The organism is Streptomyces sp. NPDC058246 (assembly GCF_042881985.1).
Taxonomy (GTDB): Bacteria; Actinomycetota; Actinomycetes; order Streptomycetales; family Streptomycetaceae; genus Streptomyces.
Window position 1 is genome coordinate 145,686 of the sequence record NZ_JBHVWZ010000003.1, and the last position, 18,301, is coordinate 163,986.

10 protein-coding genes are annotated in these 18,301 nt (G+C 73.5%); all 10 read right to left on the reverse strand.

The genetic code is table 11. The annotated features are described in order from the left end of the window. Positions 1 to 3: 3 nt before the first annotated feature. A complete protein-coding gene (gene fxsT, locus ACFVXA_RS05640) occupies positions 4 to 3,555 on the reverse strand; it encodes an FxSxx-COOH system tetratricopeptide repeat protein (RefSeq protein ID WP_390023922.1) in 3,552 nt (1,183 codons plus the stop codon). Next, entirely contained in the window at positions 3,552 to 4,868 is a 1,317-nt protein-coding gene (locus tag ACFVXA_RS05645) for a CHAT domain-containing protein (RefSeq protein ID WP_390023924.1), read from the reverse strand. The genes fxsT (ACFVXA_RS05640) and ACFVXA_RS05645 overlap by 4 nt, the downstream gene beginning before the upstream one ends. After that, entirely contained in the window at positions 4,858 to 6,642 is a 1,785-nt protein-coding gene (locus tag ACFVXA_RS05650; protein WP_389512463.1) for a magnesium chelatase, read from the reverse strand. Before ACFVXA_RS05650 ends, ACFVXA_RS05645 begins: the two co-directional genes overlap by 11 nt. 9 nt (positions 6,643 to 6,651) lie before the next feature. Further along, positions 6,652 to 7,596: an AAA family ATPase gene (locus ACFVXA_RS05655; RefSeq protein WP_389752013.1), complete on the reverse strand. Its 945-nt coding sequence runs from the start codon at positions 7,594 to 7,596 to the stop codon at positions 6,652 to 6,654. Next, the gene (locus tag ACFVXA_RS05660; protein WP_362027499.1) at positions 7,593 to 7,997 is read right to left on the reverse strand and encodes a CU044_2847 family protein; all 405 of its coding nucleotides are present in this window, start codon (positions 7,995 to 7,997) and stop codon (positions 7,593 to 7,595) included. Before ACFVXA_RS05660 ends, ACFVXA_RS05655 begins: the two co-directional genes overlap by 4 nt. Before the next feature lie 106 nt (positions 7,998 to 8,103). Next, positions 8,104 to 11,115 (reverse strand): FxSxx-COOH system tetratricopeptide repeat protein, encoded by a 3,012-nt coding sequence (gene fxsT, locus ACFVXA_RS05665; RefSeq protein WP_390023926.1) that lies wholly within the window; start codon positions 11,113 to 11,115, stop codon positions 8,104 to 8,106. A 167-nt stretch (positions 11,116 to 11,282) separates the two neighbouring features. After that, positions 11,283 to 13,097 (reverse strand): aKG-HExxH-type peptide beta-hydroxylase, encoded by a 1,815-nt coding sequence (locus tag ACFVXA_RS05670; protein WP_390023928.1) that lies wholly within the window; start codon positions 13,095 to 13,097, stop codon positions 11,283 to 11,285. Beyond that, positions 13,094 to 14,314, reverse strand: a complete 1,221-nt coding sequence (locus ACFVXA_RS05675; protein WP_390024107.1) for an FxsB family cyclophane-forming radical SAM/SPASM peptide maturase — start codon at positions 14,312 to 14,314, stop codon at positions 13,094 to 13,096. Before ACFVXA_RS05675 ends, ACFVXA_RS05670 begins: the two co-directional genes overlap by 4 nt. A 239-nt stretch (positions 14,315 to 14,553) precedes the next feature. Then, positions 14,554 to 14,850, reverse strand: coding sequence for an FxSxx-COOH cyclophane-containing RiPP peptide (fxsA, locus tag ACFVXA_RS05680; protein WP_390023930.1), 297 nt, complete (start codon positions 14,848 to 14,850; stop codon positions 14,554 to 14,556). 52 nt (positions 14,851 to 14,902) lie between these two features. Beyond that, entirely contained in the window at positions 14,903 to 18,295 is a 3,393-nt protein-coding gene (locus ACFVXA_RS05685; RefSeq protein ID WP_390023933.1) for an SAV_2336 N-terminal domain-related protein, read from the reverse strand. Between the last annotated feature and the right edge of the window lie 6 nt (positions 18,296 to 18,301).

Sequence of the window (18,301 nt, forward strand, 5' to 3'; positions counted from 1 at the left end):
GGTTCAGGTCGTGAGGGGTTCGAAGTCCCAGTAGGGGCGTTCACGGGATCGGGCGGCGCGGGTGCGGGGATGGTCGGAGCCGAGCGTCGCCACCAGGTCGTCGAGGGCGGCCTCCTCCAGCCGCTCGGCCTCCCTGCGGTCGCCGGTGGCCCGGAGGTCGGCGGCGAGGGCGATTCGGGCGGACAGCGTCAACGGATGTACGGCACCGAGGACTTCGTCGGCCTCGGCCCTGGCTGCCGTGTCCAGGCTCATCGCGAGAGCAGCCGCGCTATCACCGGCGAGGGCAGCCGCGGCGGAGGCGTTGAGAGCACAGCCGAGCGCCCAGGGGTGGCCGGGCCCCACCGCCCGCTCCATGTCGGCATGTGCTCGGTCGGCCAGGAACCGGGCTTCGTCCCGTTCGCCGACGGCCTGGAGGACGAGGGCCTGGTTGGCGTGGACGCCGGCGACGTACGGGTGGGCACGGCCGAGCATGCGCTCGTAACGGGCGACGATCGGCTCACCGATCTCCCGCGCCCGGTCGAGGTCCCCGTACTCCCGCGCGAAACAGCTGTAGGAGGCGGCGAACATCAGGCACAGCGGGTCGTCCTCGCCGACCACCCTCTCGCCGCGTTCCAGGACCGAGGCGAACCGGGTCCATGCCTCCCGGTACTCCCCGGCCTGATAACGGCACAGGGCCAGGTTGTACTCGGCGTGCAGGGTCTGCGGGTGGTCGGGGCCCAGCTGCGTGTGGTGGCGTGCCACGCCGGCGGCCTGGACCGAGGCGGCGTCCCGCGGGTGGCCGAGCAGGCGCAGATCGGTCGCGTAGTGGATCTCGGAGAGCAGCGTCCACGGGTGACGGGAGCCCAGAACACGGTCGCGGGCATGCAGGACGGTCCGGTCCGTGTCCCGTGCGCGCCGGTAGTCGCCGAGCAGCCGCAGCGACATCGCCAGGTTGTTCCGCGCCGCGAGAACAGCCGGGTCGTTCGCATCGCCCATGAGCTCCTCGTAGGCGTCGTAGATCTCCTGCGAGAGTCCGTGGGCCTCCTGGTAGCGGCCCAGCGCCCGCAGGTCTGCGGCGAGGCCGCTCGCGGCGCGCAGGTACAGACGTCGGCGGTCCCGGCGACCGGTGGCGGAGTGCCGCTCGGCCGCGGCGCGGCTGACGGCCTCGCTGTGCCGGTAGTCGCCGACCGCACGCAGCAGGTTGGCGTAGTGGTGTCCGAGGTCCCACAGGGCCGGATGGCCGGAGTCGAGGAGCTCCTCCCAGACGGGGATGGTCTGTTCGGCGAGGCGAAGGCCGGTGCCGTACTCGCCGGCGAGGTAGAGGTGGCGCAGGCAGTCGAGGACGAGGTTCTGCACGGCCGGGTCGGTGTCATGCAGCGCGTCGGCGTACTCCAGGTGCGGGACGATCCCGGCGTAGGCGGGCCATGTCTCCGGGTCGCCGGGCCTGCCCGGGGCGGCTGCGGCGAGCGCGGCGCGGGCCGCGGCGGCGTACTCCCGGGCGTCGTCCTCGGGGATGTTCTGGCGGACGATCTGGTGCACCATGCGGTGCAGGTACACGGCCGCCCCGCCGGATTCCAGGCGGATCACCGAGTACTGCGCCAGCCGCTGGAGCGCCCTGTCCCACGACTCCTGATGCCCCATCAACCGGCTCAGGGATTCGGGCCGTTGCGGGGTCGCCGGCATGCTCCTGAGGAGTCGTACGGGAATGGAGCCCGGCGAGAAGAACGTGCACAGGCAGAGGAGGTCGACGGATTCGGGGTCCGTCTCGCGCAGCCTGTTCAGCAGGATCGCCCAGGCGGTGGGGAAGCTGAGCGGGAAGTCCTCGGAGACCGTGACCGCGTCGTACTCGCCGCCGCTTTCCAGCTCGGCGATGTACTCGCCCACGGACATGTCGGAGTCGCTCAGCCAGGCGGCCGTCTGAGCGAGTGCGAGCGGCAGGTCGCCCAGCGCCTCGGCCAGTCGGTCCGCCTCGGCTGCGGTGAGGCGGGGTGCGCGGCGGCGGATGAGGGCGACGGATTCGGCACGCTCGTAGAGCGGGACTTCGAGCAGTGCGGCATCGTGCCGCTCCCAGTCGGCGTTGCGGGTCGTGATCAGAACATGGCCGGTTCCGCTCGGTACCACGTCGGCGACGAATTCCGGGTCGTCGGCGCCGTCCAGGACGAGCAGCCAGCGCCGGTACGGCACGCCCCGGCGCAGCGCCAGGTGCACCGCGCGGATGCGTTCGCTGACCTCCTGGCCGGTGCTCAGCCCCAGCGCCGGGGCCAGTTGGGCGAGACCCTCCCGGTAGGTGGCGCGTTGATCGGCGCTGACCCACCACACGACGTCGTACGCGGTCCCGAACCGGTATACGTACTCGGTGGCCAGCTGGGTCTTGCCGACGCCCGGCATGCCGCGCAGCGCGGCCATGCCGGGTCCCGTGCCATGGAGCAGCCGGTCCACCTGTGCGAGCAGCGCTTCGCGGCCGGTGAATCGGGTGTTGCGGCGCGGCACCCCGCCCCATACCTCGGGGGCGTCCATCGGGAAGCGGGGACGTGAGCGGCCGGAGTCCGCCGGCAGGGGCGCTGTCGGCAGGCCGAGCCGGCGCAGCAGCCGTCGTTCGGCCTCCTCGGCGTCCAGGCCGGACAGATCGGCGGGCCGGAGGACCACGGTCGCGGACGGCAGGGGGGACGAGGTGATACTGACGGCCACGAAGCGGTCGGCGTTAGGGACGACAACCTCGCGCAGCCCCTCGTTCCAGTCGTCGTGGCTGTGCGGACCCACCTGGAAGTACCCCTCGCTGAGGACCAGGAGTACGGGGCCCGGCGCCGAGAGGAGGTCGCGCAGCAGGTCCCCCGCGGAGATGTCCTTCGGCGGGTCCCGGCGCACCAGCGCGACGGATCGGCCGCGCCGCTCCAGGCGGTCCGTGATCCACGCCGCCCAGGCCCGGTCGCGGCCGGCGAAGCTGATGGTGACGGTCTGACCGGTGACGGTCCGACCGGTGGCGGTCCGACCGGTGGCGGTCTGACCGGTGGCGGTCCGACCGTCACCCCGCTCGGGGGCAGGCATCGGCGGGGTCGCGTGGGTGGAACGCGGCTCCGGCGGTCGCGGCCTCGGCGGGGCGGGGAGCGAGGCCCGGCTCCGTACCACCTCCGCGAGCTGCGCCGCCGGTGCCCGCCCCGGTTCCCGTTCCCTGATCTCCGAGCGCAGTTCGGCCTTTCGGACGGGCACCCCCCACTGGTTGCTGACCGTCAGCCACAGCGCGGCGGGCCCGGAAATGGTGCCCGTGGTGACGCGGAAGGAGGCGGGGCCGTAGGTGCCGCCGAATCGGTGCAGGACGACGCTGGGTTCGTCGAGGGCCGTACAGACGAAGTGCGGGGAGCCGTCGAGGGCCACGGTGAAGGTGAACTCCTCGTCGGGGTAAGGCCATTCGGGCTCGCCACCGTCCGGCGCCAGCGGTCCGCGCAGATCGACCGTGACGAGATAGTCGCAGTCCGTCTCGGCGCGGTGCGGCCAGGCGACGACCGGTTCGATGAAGAGGGGTGCCTCCTCCGCCACAGGGGCCGCCTCCGCCGCGAAGCGTTCGTCGGGGGACGTCATCGCGTTCCCCCCTCCTCGGCGTTGCGGGGTTCCCGGGCCGCGAGCCGCAGCGTGGTCAGCGGGTGACCGTAGTAGTGGAACATGAACGCGTACAGCAGCCTCAGGACCCGTTTCTGGCCCAGCTTGTCGACCTTGCCGTCGTCGTCGCGGATCGGCGGGACGGCGGAGGGCGCGCCGAACTCCTCGGCCGCGCGGGCCCGGAAGGCCAGCAGGGTCCGGGTGACGGGGCTGTGCGGGTGCTCGGCCACCTGCTCGACGAGACCGCGTACCAGGGCGCGGGCCTCCTCGTCGCCGACCTGGCCCACGGTCACGATGCAGCCGCCGGCCCCTTTTCGCAGGAAGAGTTCGGCGAAGCCGCGCAGGGCCTGCTCTCCCTGAGCTCGGTTGAGGACGGCTCGCCCGGAGTGGCAGGCATTGAGGCACACCAGGGAGCGGTCGGTGCGCAGGGTGTCCATGGCCTGGCCGTCCAGTTCGGCCCAGGTGCGGTTACCGAGGGTGAGGCGCGGGACGCTGTCGCCGTAGGTGCCGTGGCAGCCCATGTAGACGAGGCCGGTGGGCTCGCCAGGGGTGTCGAGGTCCTGGAGGAACGCCGTCATTTTGGCGTGAAGTTGGTGGGCGTAGGGGTGGAAGACCCGCCCGTCGTCGGCCATTTCGTGGTGGAGGTAGCCGAGCACCCGCCCCCGGCAGTCCGTCGTCCCGCGCGGCAGGTCGTGGCCGCTGTCGTGCACGGTCGTCCACCGGGCCGTCACGACCTGCGCGCCCAGCCAGGCTTCGTGGAAGCCGCGCGCGGCGTCGGCGGGCAGCAGGAAGAGCTCCCAGGGGAGTTCGTAGCCCGTGTCGTCCCACACGAGGAGCCGCAGGGCGGCGCCGTGCCTGGCTCGGATGTCGTTGAACCAGGAGCCGAGTTCACGCTGGTTGCGCGACCACAGATGGATGCCGTGCAGGATGTCGGCGGGGTACTCGCCGTCACGGCGGGCATTGCCGAGTCCGACCCCCGGAGCGCGCAGGCGCGGGGACTCGGCCGCGCTGCGGACCTTGAGGTCGCCGCACCAGCCGGTCACCCGGTAGGCGTCGTGCCCCGCGCTGTCCTGGGCACGGACGACGTACAACAGGGCGTCGCCGTCCTGGAGACGCTGATACGGGTGGGCGGCGGCGCCTCCGACCCCGGACGCGGCCTCGCGCGGCCGTCGCAGGTTGCGCAGCGAGGCGGGGGCGCGGCGGGCCGCCTCCTTCAGGCCGGGCAGCGACGCCCGGCGCACCATGGGTCCTGTCCCGGACAGCCACCGGGCGCCGTACTGCGCCTCACCCCCCATGGCCGTCCCGTCCCTCGACGACGGTGGCGCCGAGCGTCTCGGCGAGCGCGAACGGCAGGTCCCCGTACGGCCTTCGGGCCGCGTCGACAACCGCCACGTGCAGCCTGCCGCGGTCCAGGGCGGCGATCGAAGCGGCCGCGGTGAGGCCGTCCTCGATGCCCTGCGCGGCCACGGGTCCGTGCAGACGGCCGGTGTGGCTGGCCCGCAGCGGAATGTTGCCCCGTCCGTCGGTCACCACGACCAGCCAGGCCTCCGCGAGGGCGCTGCCCTGCCTGCGGAACGCCTGCCGCAGCACCTGTCCTGCCTGTTCGATGCCGTGGGCGAGCGGTGTGGCCCGCCCCTTGGGCCGGTACAGGGCGGCGAGGACACGTGGATCGAGCACACTGCGCGCGCCGAACGACTCGGACCGCAATTCGTCCGCCGCGTCGGCGCCGCCGACCGCGATGACATGGACGGCGGCCCGCGCGGTGTAGGCCCATTGGAGAAACGGGGTGAGGGCGTCCTGCCAGTCCCAGTCGCCGCGGCACGTGTGGTCGAGGAGGAGGGTGAGCAGGCGCTCGGGGGCGGGTGCGCGGATATTGCTGTGCAGGTCGACGGGTGCGACGGCGAACTCCGTGTTGCCCCGGACCCGTTGGTGCACGGCTGCTTCCCGCACGGTGCGGACGATCGCGATGTCCCGCAGGTCGCGGGCCCGCCGGGTGCCCACGACGGTTCCGCGCGCCGAGGCGGGCCCGGAGCGCCGCTGCCAGGGGTTGCGCAGCGGCATGAACTCGCGCAGGGCCACGGCCTCGTCCTCCGGGTACGGCATGCCGAGGGTGGCTCCCGGCGCGGGGCCGACGCCTTCGGCGGGCCCGGAGGCGAGCAGCGGCAGCTCCTCCTCCGTGCGGCGCCGCTTGGCGGGCCGGCCCCCGCCGCGGCCGGTGTCGCCGGGGCGCGGCGGCGGAGGGGGCGAGAGGGCGGGCGGCTCGCCGTCCGCACGGTCGGGGGGCGGCGCCGGATCGGTCACGCGCAGTCCGATGAGCCGCGCCGCCTCCTCGCAGTGCCGGACCGTCACCTCCCGCTGCCCGGCGAGGGTGGCGAGCGCCCGCGCGAGCCGCGCGAGGGCCAGGCTTCTGCGCGGGTCCGCTCCGGGCCCGAGGATCTGCTGGACACGGGTGACGGCCTCGTACGTGGTGGTGGCGAACGTGCCGTCGGGCAGCGGCGGCCCGACGAGGAGCTCCTCGGGGACCGTACGCAGCCCGGGCACGGCGAGCCGGACCGCGAACCGGTCCAGGAGGTGCGGGGTCACCCGCCCCGCGTCCTCGGAGCGGCACACCGCGAGCCATCGGCCCCGTGGCCGGTGGTGCACAAGGCGCAGTCCCGGCTGTTCGACGGAGAGGACGTCGGCGCCGAGGAGCTGCACGGCCGCCCGCATCCCGGCGACGCTGAGATTCGCCAGGTCCGCGACGACGGCCAGGGGCGGTGGCCCCGCACGGTCGACGAGGGGGCCGGGTTCGACGGTGAACGCGAGCCCGTCCCGGTGCTGTTCGAGTCGTGAGCTGCTCCACAGCTCCTCCTCGCGGGTGGCCGCGCCGAGCGGGATCCGGACGGCGGGCGGGCCTGCCGGGCCACCGAGGACCGCCGCGAAGAGCCGGGAGACGGATTCGATCAGGCGTGGCTCCAGGTCGAAGAGGAGCACCCCGGCGAGGGCCGGGTCGAGAGCCGCGCACCGGAAGGCGCGCTCCAACCGCCGTGCGTCGTCGAGCGGTTCGGGGTCCGGGGTCGCGTCGGTCATGAGGCCGGCTCAACCCGCGTCGAAGAGGTCCTTGATCCGGGCATGGTCGTCGGGTCCCCAATCGAACGTCCCGCCGTGTGCCGCCTCGGGCCTGCGATGGCGCAGCGCGAGGGGCAGGGCCCGGAGAAGATGGCGCTGCTCGACCCGGGGGACGCCGTCCAGGGCGGCGAGGGCGCGGGCGGCCTGGGTGGCGACGATCTCGCCACGCTGTCCGACGGCGTCGAGCTGCCCGGCCGCTTCGGCGCACCGGCGCAGCACGCCGTCGGGGACCTCGACCTGCGAGAAGCGCTCGCGGGCGGCTTGGAGACGGTCACGGACGGCGGCGTTGTGCCGTTCGGCCTCGTCCAGCCACTCGGACGTGTCCCGGGTCCGCTCCTCCTCGAAGGCGAGGACGGTACGGATCATGCGGTGGCGGGCGTCGGTGTCCAGGTCCGCGGCGGTGACCATGAGCCCGAACCGGTCGAGCAGCTGTGGCCGCAGTCCGCCCTCTTCGGGGTTCATGGTGCCGACGAGTCCGAAGGAGAGCTGCTTGGCGCTGGCGAGCCCCTCACGCTGCACGGACAGCACGCCGGTCGAGGCGACGTCGAGAATGATGTTGACGACGTGGTCGTCGAGAAGGTTCACCTCGTCGACGTAGAGCAGGCCCTTGTCGTCCGCCTCCTCCAGGAGCCCGGGCTGTTTGCGGGTCTGTCCGCGCATCAGGGCGTCGAGCTGCCAGCCTCCGACGACACGGTCGTCGGTCGCGTTGATGGGCAGGGTGACCGGCAACTCCCCGTACATCATCAGGGCGAAGGCGCGGACGATCGTGGACTTGGCCGTGCCGCGCTGCCCCGCGATGAGGACGCCCCCGATGCGGGGCGCCACATGGTTGAGCTCCAGGGCCAGCTTCAGATCGTCCTGTCCCACGACACGGCTGTACGGGAGGATCCACGCCCCCTGCGGTGTGCGGCTCACGAGGCGGCTCCGGGCGCGCTCCCGGCCGCGTCCGAAGTGCCGGAGGTCTGCCAGCGGAAGGTGATCTGGAGCTGGGCCTCGGCCCCGCTCTTGACCAGCGCCGCCACTCCCGCGTCGACCTTGATGGAGAGCTGCATCTCGATCTCGTCGGGCCTCAGGCCCTCTTCCAGCTCCTCGAACCGCCGTACGGCCTGTGCGGCGCACCGGCGCGCCAGGTCCAGTCCGTCGGTGTAGGCGTCGCGGGCGACCTCGACGACACGTCGGGCGGCTCCTTCCCTGGTGTTCTCGTCTCCGTAGACGAGGTCCAGGCCGTCGGGGACGGTCGGATCCAGGTCCGTGTCGACTTCGACCGGGATGGGTCCGTCCGCCCCCTCCGGGGCAGGCCCCACTAAGATCACCACGCGTCCCCCTGGTTCAACTCTCTTGTCCTGCACGGCTGTTGAGAGAGACCTGGGTCATTCCCCGGCGCGCGGAGGGTTATGCGCACCGGGGCGGGCGTCCCGGGGATCAGGTCGACAGGGGTTCGAAGTCCCAGTAGGGACGGTTGCGGGAGCGGGCCGAGATGGTGTGGACGTGCCGGGGGCCCAGCGTGGCGTCCAGGTCGGAGAGGGCTTCCTGTTCCGTCTTCTCGGCCTGGCGGCGGTCCCGGACGGCCCGTAGGTCGGCGGCGAGGGCGATGCGGGCGGAGAGCGTCAGCGGGTGGGTGCGGCCGAGGGTCTCGGTGGCCCGGGTGACCGACTCCTGGCTGAGCGCGGCGGCCGACTCCGGGTCGCCGACGAGGTTGCGCAGGGCGGCGGCGTTGATGGCGCAGCCCAGCGTCCAGGGGTGGTTCTCCCCGACCGCCGCGGTCATGTCGGCCAGCGCCTGTTCGATGACCACGTGGGCCTGGTCCCGTTCGCCGACACTGCGCAGCACCAGGGCGTGGTTGGCGCGGACACCGGCGATGAAGGGGTGTCCCTCGGCGAGCATCACCTCGTAGCGGGCGACGACGGATTCGCCGAGCTCCCGCGCCTGGTCGATGTCGCCGTGCTCACGCGTGAAACAGCTGGTGGTGGCGGCGAACCTCAGGGTCTGCGGGTCGGTCTCCCCCAGGACGCGCTCACAGCGCTCCAGCACCCGGGCGAGCAGCGTGCCCGCCGCGGCGCGGTCTCCGCTGCGGTAGTGGCACAGGGCCAGGTTGTGTTCGGCCTCCAGGGTCTGCGGCGCGTCGGCCCCCATGACGAGACGGTGCTCACGCACGTTCCTGGCCTGGATCGACTCGGCCTCGGTGTAGCGGCCGAGGAGACGCAGATCCGTCGCGTAGGACCACTCGGAACTCAGCGCCCACGGATGCCGTGCCCGCAGCAGCAGTCTGCGTGACTCCAGAGTCCGCCGGTCGATGTCCAGTGCCTCCTCGTAGCGGCCGAGCAGCCGCAGCGACACCGCAAGGTTGTTCTGGGCTCCCAGCGTGCGCGAGTCCTGTTCGCCGAGGAGGTCGCGGTAGGTCACGACGAGTTGCCGGGAGCGATCCAGCGCCTCGTCGTAGCGGGCGAGGCCGCGCAGATCGGCGGCGAGTCCACCGACCGCGCGCGAATAGTCCAGATCCTGCTCACCACGCTGTTCCCGCAAATGCTCCACCGCGGCCCGCTCGATGGTCTCGGTGCGTTGGTAGTCGCCGACCGCGCGCAGCAGGTTGGCGTAGTGGTGGGTCAGTTCCCAGATCCTGGGGTGGTTCTCGCCGAGCAGCGCCCGCCAGGCCTTCAGTGCGCGTTCGCCGAGCTTGATGCCCGAGCGGTACTCGCCCGAAATGTACATGTAGCGCAGGCAGTTGAAGACCAGCGTCTGCACCGCCGGGTCCTTGCTCTTCAGGACGTCCGCGTACTTCAGGTGCGGAACGATCTCCGCGTAACCGCTCCACAGCCGGGTGTCCGTGGGCCGCCGGGGATCGGCCGCCGCCAGCGCCCGGCGGACCACGTCGATGAACTCCCGGCGGTCCTCGTCCGGCATGTCCTTGTGGACGATCTGGTGGACCATGCGGTGGAGGTAGAGGGACTCACCCGAGGACACGGTCTCGTCGGTGGCCGTCTCGTGGGACTCCAGGCGGACGACGGAGTACTGGCGGAGCTGGTTGATCGCCTTGTTCCACAGCAGCGGGTCGTTCAGGAGGCCGGCGATCTGTTCGGGCAGTTCGTCGTGCGGCATCTCCTTCAGGAGGCGTACGGGGATGAAGCCGGGCGCGAAGAAGGTGCACAGGCGGAGCAGGTCGACGGATTCCGGGACGGTGTCGCGGAGTTTGTTCAGCAGTATCGACCAGGCGGTCTGGAAGGCGACCGGGAAGTCGCTGGAGATCTTGACGACGTCCTGGTCGATGCCGCCCTCCAGCAGGGCGATGTACTGCTCGACGGAGAGGTCGGAGTCGTTGAGCCAGCCGGCCGTCTGGTCGAGCAGCAGGGGCAGGTCTTCCAGGGCCTCGGCGAGTTGGTCGGCCTCGGGCTCGTTGAGGCGGGGCGCCCGGCGGCGGATGAAGGCGACCGACTCGTCGCGGTCGTACACCGGCACTTCCAGCAGTTTGCTGTTGTGCTCGCTCCACTCGGGGTTGCGGGAGGTGATCAGGACGTGGCCGGGGCCGGTGGGCACCAGGTCCCAGATCTGGTCCGGCTCGTCCGCGCCGTCCAGGATCAGCAGCCAGCGGGCGTACGGGTCGCCGCGCCGCAACGCCTCGCGCACGGCACGGATGCGCTCGCCGTACTCGGCGCCCGTGGACAGGCCCAACTGCGGGGCGAGTTCGGCCAGTCGGCGCCGGTAGTTGACCCGTTTCTCGGCGTTGACCCACCACACGACGTCGTATTCGGAACCGAACCGGTACACGTACTCGGCCGCCAGTTGCGTCTTGCCGACGCCCGACATGCCGTGCAGGGTGACCACGCCCGCGCCCGGCTCGGCGCCCTGCAACAGGTGGTAGGCGTCGTTCAGGAGCGGTTCGCGGCCGGTGAAGCGGGTGTTGCGGCGGGGCACGCCGCCCCAGACCTCGGGCATCGACGCCGGGAAGCGGGGGCCGAGGCGGACGCCCTCGGTCGACTCCGGCAGGGGTTCGGCGGGCAGGTCGAGGCGGTCCAGCACACGCCGTTCGGCCTCGTCGGCGCCCATGTTGGTCAGCTCGACCGCGGCGAGCACCGCGGCGGCGCTGGGTACCTGGGCCGTGGTGACCGAGACGGCCGCGAAACGCGCCGGGTCGGGGCCGACGACCTCGCGCAGCGCGGTGTTCCACTCGTCGTGGGTGCGCGGGCCCAGCTGGAAGTACCACTCACTGACGACGATCAGGATCCGGCCCTGGGCGAGCTTCAGGTCGCGCAGCAGGTCCACGAGCGGTACTTCGGCCGGGGAATCCCAGCGCTGGTACACGACGCGATGGCCACGCCGCTCCAGACGGTCCCCGATCCAGGCCGCCCAGGCCCGGTTGAAACCGGCGAAGCTGATCGTGACGGTCTGCTTCGCGGCCCCCCTCTCGGTTGGCCCGACCGGCGTACGAGCTCCAGACATGCAGCGGCCTCCCCGCGCGAGATTTTAGAACCTGTGCGAGGTCCGGCGATAGGCACCGACACGTACCAGTCCCTTTGCTCCTCGGTTCCCTTTCGACTCCAATCGACGATCTTGGCGCACCGACCGTCCCGCGTCCGGGAACCGGGAACTTTCACCGGGGGCATGACTCATTCGGACGGCGCATGGCGCTGCGTCCACAGCGCACGGGCCGCCCGTACGTACGCCTCCGCGCGCGCAGCCTGTCCGCGCGGCGCCGGATGTTCGGCCAGCCGTTCGTACACCGCGACCATCTGGTCGACGAACCGGCGCCCCTGCGCGGTGAGATCGCCCGATCCGACGAGGGTCGGCAGGACGGCCCCGACCTGCTCCCGGTAGCGCGCGTGCTGGGCCCAGGCGGACTCCCGGCGGGCCGGGTGCGGGGTGGCGAGCGCGCAGCGCTGGAAGAAGTCCGCCAGCGCGAGGTGCGAGTACGCGCCGTGCAACAGGCCGTCGTACGGGCGCGGGTCGGGACGCCACGGCGCGAAGTGGCGTGCCTTCGGGCCAGCGTGGTGGAGCGTCAGCATGTCGCTGAGCGCGGCCAGTTTGGTGTGCTGGAGCTCGTGCACCAGCGTTGCCGCGAAGGTGGTGGCGGTGGGCGGGGTGCTGCTGAGGAGAGCGCCGAAGGCCTCGCGCCGGGTGCCGCTGCAACTTCCGCCGGGCACCGAACCGGGCGGCGCGGACAGCGGCACCAGGCAGCGCAGCAACGCGACCGCCTCCGTGACACGGTGCTCGCCGCCGAGCCGGAGCACGGACGCGATGCCCGACCAGGACTGGAGCCAGCGTTTGCGCTCCGCGTCGTCCAGGGTGACGGGTCCGCTGAGATCGTGGTGGCGGGGTCCGCCGCGCGCAGTGCGGTACGGGTCGAGGTCGTCCAGGGGTACGGGCCCGGAGCCGGGCAGCAGACCGGGCAGCGCGTGCGCCGGGGCCCAGGCGGCGGAATCGGACCACGCGCCTACACCGCCGCTCTGCAGCCGTACGACGATGTCCTTCTCGCCGGGCCGGCGCAGGGTCAGGCTCTGCCGGCGGTGCACGACGTCGACCGGGGTGTCCCCGGGCGCGGCCGTGCGCAGGGCGCCGAGCGAGGGCAGCGTCAGCACGCCGTCGCGGGCGGTCAGCCGTACGGCGTAGGGCACCCCGGCGCGGGCGGCGGCCACCGCGGCGAGCGCCCCGAAATAGGCGAGGTCGCGGCCCAGTTCCCGCGCGTCCCGCTCGCCGCGCGGTCCCGCCGCCGCTCCGAGTCCGCGCAGACAGTGCCGGGCCCAGGGACCGATGAAGGGGTTCAGCAGGAGGGCGCGTACGGGCGGGAGAGGGGGGCCGACGAGCGTGAGCCCACTCCCTGGCACGGGCGTCGAGCCGCCCCGGCCCTCGACGGGCTCCCGCGCCTCGACGCGCCCGTACGCGGCTGACGCCGACGCGCCGCCCTGGCCGCCCTGACCGCCCGCGGGCGCGAGCCCCCAGCCGTCTCCGTACACCTGCGCTGCCGACCCGACGTGGACGCCGGTGCCGGTCTCGATGCCGGTGCCGGTGCCTTCCGGATATGTGGGCGCCGCGGCACGGCCGTACAGGGCCGCCGCCGGAGCGGCACCGGAGCCTTCCCGATAGGTGGGCGCCGCGGCACCGCCGTACAGGGCCGCCGCCGGACCGGCACCGGTGTCGCCCGTGGGCGTCGGCGCCGTACCCGGCCGGTACGTCCGAGCCGTGGCCCGGACGGCCGTGTCCACCCGGTCCGCCTCCTCCACCAGCGCCCAGGCCTCGCGCAGCCGCACCCGTACCGCCGCGGAGCACACCGCCGGATCGGCGCTCTCCACGGCGTCGAGTACCGCGCGGAGCAGCAGGAGACGACGGGTGTGCTGGTCGCGCAGGAGAAGGCTCAGGGTCTCGGGGCCGCCTTCGGTGCGGCCGAGTTCGGTCAGAGCCTGGTCCGTGACCGGCGGGAGGATCATGGGGTGCCTCCTTCGCAAGAGGCCGGTGTGGGGGCGGGGACGGGGGCGGGGACAGCGGTGGCCCCGGCGAGACGCTCCGCCACATGGTGGATGAAGCGCTGGAGGTCGGCGCAGTAGACGGAGGGGTTGGCGAAGCCGTGTCCGGCGCGGTAGCGGTGGGCGTAGTGGCCGCCGCCGCAGACGGAGAGCAGCGGGCAGCCGCGGCAGCGCTCGGCCAGCGACGCCGCGCCCGCCTGCCGGGCCGCGACGCCGGGGTGGCCGAGGGCCTCGTCGAAGCCGTGCCGGAAGACGTCGAGGCCGGTCTCCGCCGCCCCCTCGTAACAGGACTTCAGGGAGTCGACCTGCTCGATCGAGCCGTCGGTCTCGACGACCACGGCGTCGAAGGGTGCCAGGCCCAGCGACTCGGTGGCGGCCGGCAGTCCGAACAGCAGTGCGACGCACTCCTCGAAGAGCCGTACCCGGGTCTCCCGCCGTCCCGCCCCCCACCAGCGGTCGAAGACGGCGCACAGCCAGTCCCCGTACGGCACGCCGCCGGCGTCCCAGTGGGGCGGCGGCGCCGACCAGTTGCCGTGCGGCAGCAGCAGGTCGAGGGCCGGTGGCCGCAGGGCGAGCAGGGACTCGTACAGCTCGACCGGGTCGGTCGTGGGGTCCACGACCGTGAGGATCCCGGCGTACGCCTCGGGGAAGCGGTCGGCGATCAGGCGCGCGCCGCGCGCGGCGGCCGGCCAGGACGGGCGCCCCGCGTGGTCGAGGCGCAGCGTGTTGTGGGCGGGCAGACCGCCGTCGAGGCTGATGCCGACGCGGATGCCGTGCCGGGCGAGCACGGCGAGCCGCGCTTCGGTGAGCAGGGTGGCGTTGGTCTGGACGGTGGCATGGACCGTGCAGGTGTCCGGGACCCGTTCGCGTACGAGATCGGTGAAGCGGGCGAGTGTGTCGGCGCCCGCGAGCAACGGCTCCCCGCCGTGCAGGACCAGGGAGAGTGCCGTCATGGCGTGGGCGCGCGCGTGTTCGCCGATCCGCGTCGCGGTCCGGGCCAGCACCTCGGGCGGGGCGGCGGCGGGGCGGGAGCGCCAGGAGCGGTCGGGGCCCTCGTAGAGGTAGCAGTAGCGGCAGGCGAGGTTGCAGCGGCCGTGCGTCTTGACGATGAACTGCCGGAAGGGGAACGGCGGTTCGAGTGGTACCGGCGCGGCTGCGGACCGTGGGAGCCGCAGCGGGATCGCGGAGGTCACCTCTCCAGACACTCCGGCACCCCCATGCTGTACGGCCCGCGATCCCACGGTACGGCCCGCGTCACGGCCCCCTGCCCGTACGGGGCGGCATTCCCTGGCGGGGGCCGGACGCAAACGCGACACGATCGAACTTGTCCGGTTCAGCCACAGCCCGGACCGGAATTGACGCCCATTGAGCGAAGACCGACCGTTTCAAGGTCGCTCCGTCCACGCGTCGGCTCCGCCCCTCAGAAGGCGTTGTTGAACCCCCAGAGCATCTCGCTCGGCCGCCCGGCCCGTTCCCTCAGTTCCTCCAGGACCTCGGTGAGCACAGGGTGTTGAATCGTCCTGAGGTCGGCGAGGTCCAGCTCCAGCAGATCCGGCAGATCCGGCAGGTCCGGCACGTCCACCCGGCCTGTCGGGCGCTGCGCATGCGGCGCGTCCGGCACGTCCTGCGCGTCCGGCAGCAGCCCTGTGGCATCCGTCGGCTCCGGCAGCCGCCCCGTGGCGACGTCGGATTCCAGTGCGTCGTCCCGTACACCCATGGTCTCCCCCTGTTCCTTCACTCCGCCCCGGCGACCGCCGGCGGGCGCTCCCTCACTCCAGCTCGGCCAGCCGCTGTGCCGTCTGCCGGGCCGTCGGCTCACCCATGCGCACGGCGCCGTCCGGCAGCCTGGACCACTCGGTCCGGGCGGCCCGGTAGGCCTCGCGTGCGGCACGCGGGCGCGCCGCCGCCTCGTAGGACATACCCCGCCAGTGCTGCGCCTGCGCACCCAGCGCCACGGCCTCCTCGCGCCGGCGGTCCGTCTCCGCCTCCTCCTCGGCGTCGCGCGCCGATTCGGCCGCGGCGCGGAAGGCGTCGACCGCCTCGTCGAGCCGCGCGGGCCGGCCGAGGCTCTGGTACGCCTCGAACTGCGCCTGCCCCAGCTCCAGCCAGCAGCGCGCCGCCATCAGCGGCTCCCCCGCCTCCAGCGCCGCGAGCCCGAAGAGGTGCTCGGCCTCCCGCAGATCCACCCGGTCGCCGCGGGCGCGGTAGCGCAGCATCAGGGCGCGGCCGAGCAGCAGCAGGCGGTACGCCAGCTCCCGGCTGCCGGCGGGGGTTTCGGTACGGCAGTCACGCAGCACCAGGATGGCCTCGGACAGCGACTCGCGCGTACCGGGGCCGGCCGTCGGCACCGCCCTGCGCAGCAGCACTTCGCCCCATTCGGCGAGGACGTCCGCGTGCGCGGGGGCGTCGCGGGGCACCCCACGGGCGGCCTGCTTGAACCGCTCGGCGGCGTCCTGGAGTTCATGCGGGTCGCCCGACTCGGCGTAGTGCGCCACCTTGATCCGTCCGGCGCGCACCAACAGCTCGGCGCGCAAGCCCTGTTCACGGGTGAGCCCGAGGGCCTCGTCGACGTACCTCTGGGCCTCGTCCAGTGGGCCGCCCGACCTCAGCAGCGCGTCGACGAGGTCGAGCAGGATGCGCACGCGGGACGGCTCGCCGGCGGCGGGAAGCGGGGGCTCCGGACCGGTTTCCAGTGCGGCGCGCAGGGAGTGCGCGCCCTGCTCGGCGTACAGCCGGGCCTGTTCGTCGTCGGCGGTGGCGCTCGACAGGCGCAGCAGGACCCGGCCGTGCGCCAAGGGGAGTTCGGGTGGGCGGTTGCGGCTGTCGGGCCACGCGTCGGCGAACGCCTCCAGCATGCCGACCGCGCCCTGGAGCAGCGCGCTGTCGCCGCCGAGGCGCCACTGGGCCTCCAGCGCCCGCACCCGCTCCAGGGTGAGCGACAGGGCTTCCCGGTCGTCCAGTTCGGGCGCGGCACAGGCCACCGCGTACTCGCGGTCGGCGCGCCGCAGCAGGTCGAGCGCGCCGCGCCGGTCGCCGCGCCGCCTGCGGTCGGTGGCTGCGGCATGCAACACCCGTGCCAGTACGGCCCGTTCGCGCAGAGCACGCGGGTGCGTCACGGCCCGCTCGGCGGCCCCCTCCGCCTCGCGCAGCAGCTCGACGCCGCCCTGCACCTCCCACAGCCGCAGCAGGCAGTTGGCGTACTCGGCCCACAGCTGCGGGTCGGTTCCGGCGGGCCGTCCGTGCTCGGTGGCGCCGCGCAGCAGCTGCACGGCGTCGATGAGGTCCTGCACCATGCCGTCCGTGTCGAACTGCCCGACCAGGGAGCGGGCCCGGACCACCGCCGCGTGCGTCGGCCGCCCGTCGGGAAGGTCCGTGCGGCCCCGGTCGGCGACGAGCGCGAACTGCTCCGGCAGCGGCATGAAACGCTCCAGGACACGCGCGGCGACCTCGGCGAAGGGCTGCGGGACCAACGTGGCACCGCCGTTGTCGCCGTTCTCACCGGGGTATCCGGCACCGGGCGCGTACGGCCGTCCGATACCGCCCCCACCCCCGCCCTCCCCCTCGCCGAGCTGGGCGAGGGCCAGAGCCGGGAAGTTGGGGCCCCCCTTGCCGAAGCGGTACTCGATGTACTCCGAGCAGTGCTTGAGCACCAGCATGGCCTCGTCGCGGCCCAGCGGCGACAGCAGCGCCTCCTGCACGCCGGGCGCGAACTCGTACCACTGGGCGCCGTCCGCCCCGTAATCCTCCGCCTTCGCGCGTGAGACCAGGCCGCTGAGCAGGACCTCGGCCAGTTCGGACGGTCCGGAGTCGGGCAGCATGGTGCGCTGCACGAGCTGCATCACGGGCAGGCACAGGGGCGCCGCCGCCAGATAGCCGGCCAGGCGTCCGGCGGCCTTGGAGGCGTTGGAGCGGAACCGGCTGACCAGTTCGAGCGCGGACAGCCGGCGTCCGGGGCGGCCGGCCCGGGCGGCCGGATGGTCGTGGCGCACCCAGCCCACCGCTCCGGCCACGGGCCCCGCGCCGGCCCCGGACAGCAGCCGCGCCCAGGCGCCGAGCGCGGCGGGTTCCGGAGGCAGTACGGGCACCGCGAGCGCGCCGGATCGGGCCTCCGGCGGGGTGCCGGTCGGCAGCCGGACCTTCAGCGTGGCCGCGCCCGCGAGCGCCTCGCCACGCGTCAGCTCGCCGTACGACACCGGAAGCCGGGTGCGGTTCCACATGCGCTGCGGCAGCGGCTGGAGTACGGCGGCGGGGCCCAGCCGGGACAGATGGTGCAGCAGCCGGTGGGCGTGGCCGCTGTGCCACAGCGGGCCCGCGCAGTCACTGACCAGGAGAGTGATCCGGCGGCCCGTGGGATCGCTCAGCCGGTCGGCGGAGTGCAGCGGGGCCGCGCTCGGCTCGGGGCTGCGGCTGACGGCGGGCTCGCCGTCCGGGCCCTGGTGCAGATGGCTGACCTCGATGTCCCAGAAGGCGCCCAACTGGCCGAAGACCTGCTCCAGTTCGGTGAACATCCGGTCCCACACCCGCATCGACGACGAGGCGTCCATCACCAGCTGGAGCGCCGCGTCGGCCCGGGTCACCCCACGGAACACCGGCAGGACCAGGCCGCCCGCCCGGGCGCTCAGCTCCGCGGTCGCCGTCTCGTCGAGGGTGGTGCGCAGCGGCGGTGCGGCGGTCCGGTAGCCCTGCAACGGCCGTAACGCGCGCTGGAGTTCGAGCGGGGCCGGGAACGCGGGGGCGGCGGGCACCCCGATCGGCAGCACCGTCGCACGGCCCTGCCCGTACCCCCGCGGCGAGCCGTCCCGCGGCACCGGGTACAGCGTGACCCGCCGCTGGTCGGCTCCCCCGCCACTGGGCGGCTCGGGCCGGTCGTCCGGCCGCACCTGAGCGGTGCCGGCCGGGTTCTCGCGGTCCGGGACCGGATCGCGCCCGGCCCCGGGCGGGAGGCCCCGGCGCGCGCCCGGGTCCTCCGGCGGCTCGACCGCGTCCGTCGGGCGCGCCCAGCGGGCCAGCCACAGGCTGTCGCACAGCTGCTCGGCGTCGGGGTCGAGCCCGATCCGCCGCATCCGGGCGATGAGTTCGGCGATCGGGTCGCCGCCGGGCAGGGCGGTGTCCCTCGGCTCACCGGGGGTGTCGGGACCGTGGCGCGCGGAGGCGTCGGGCATCAGCGC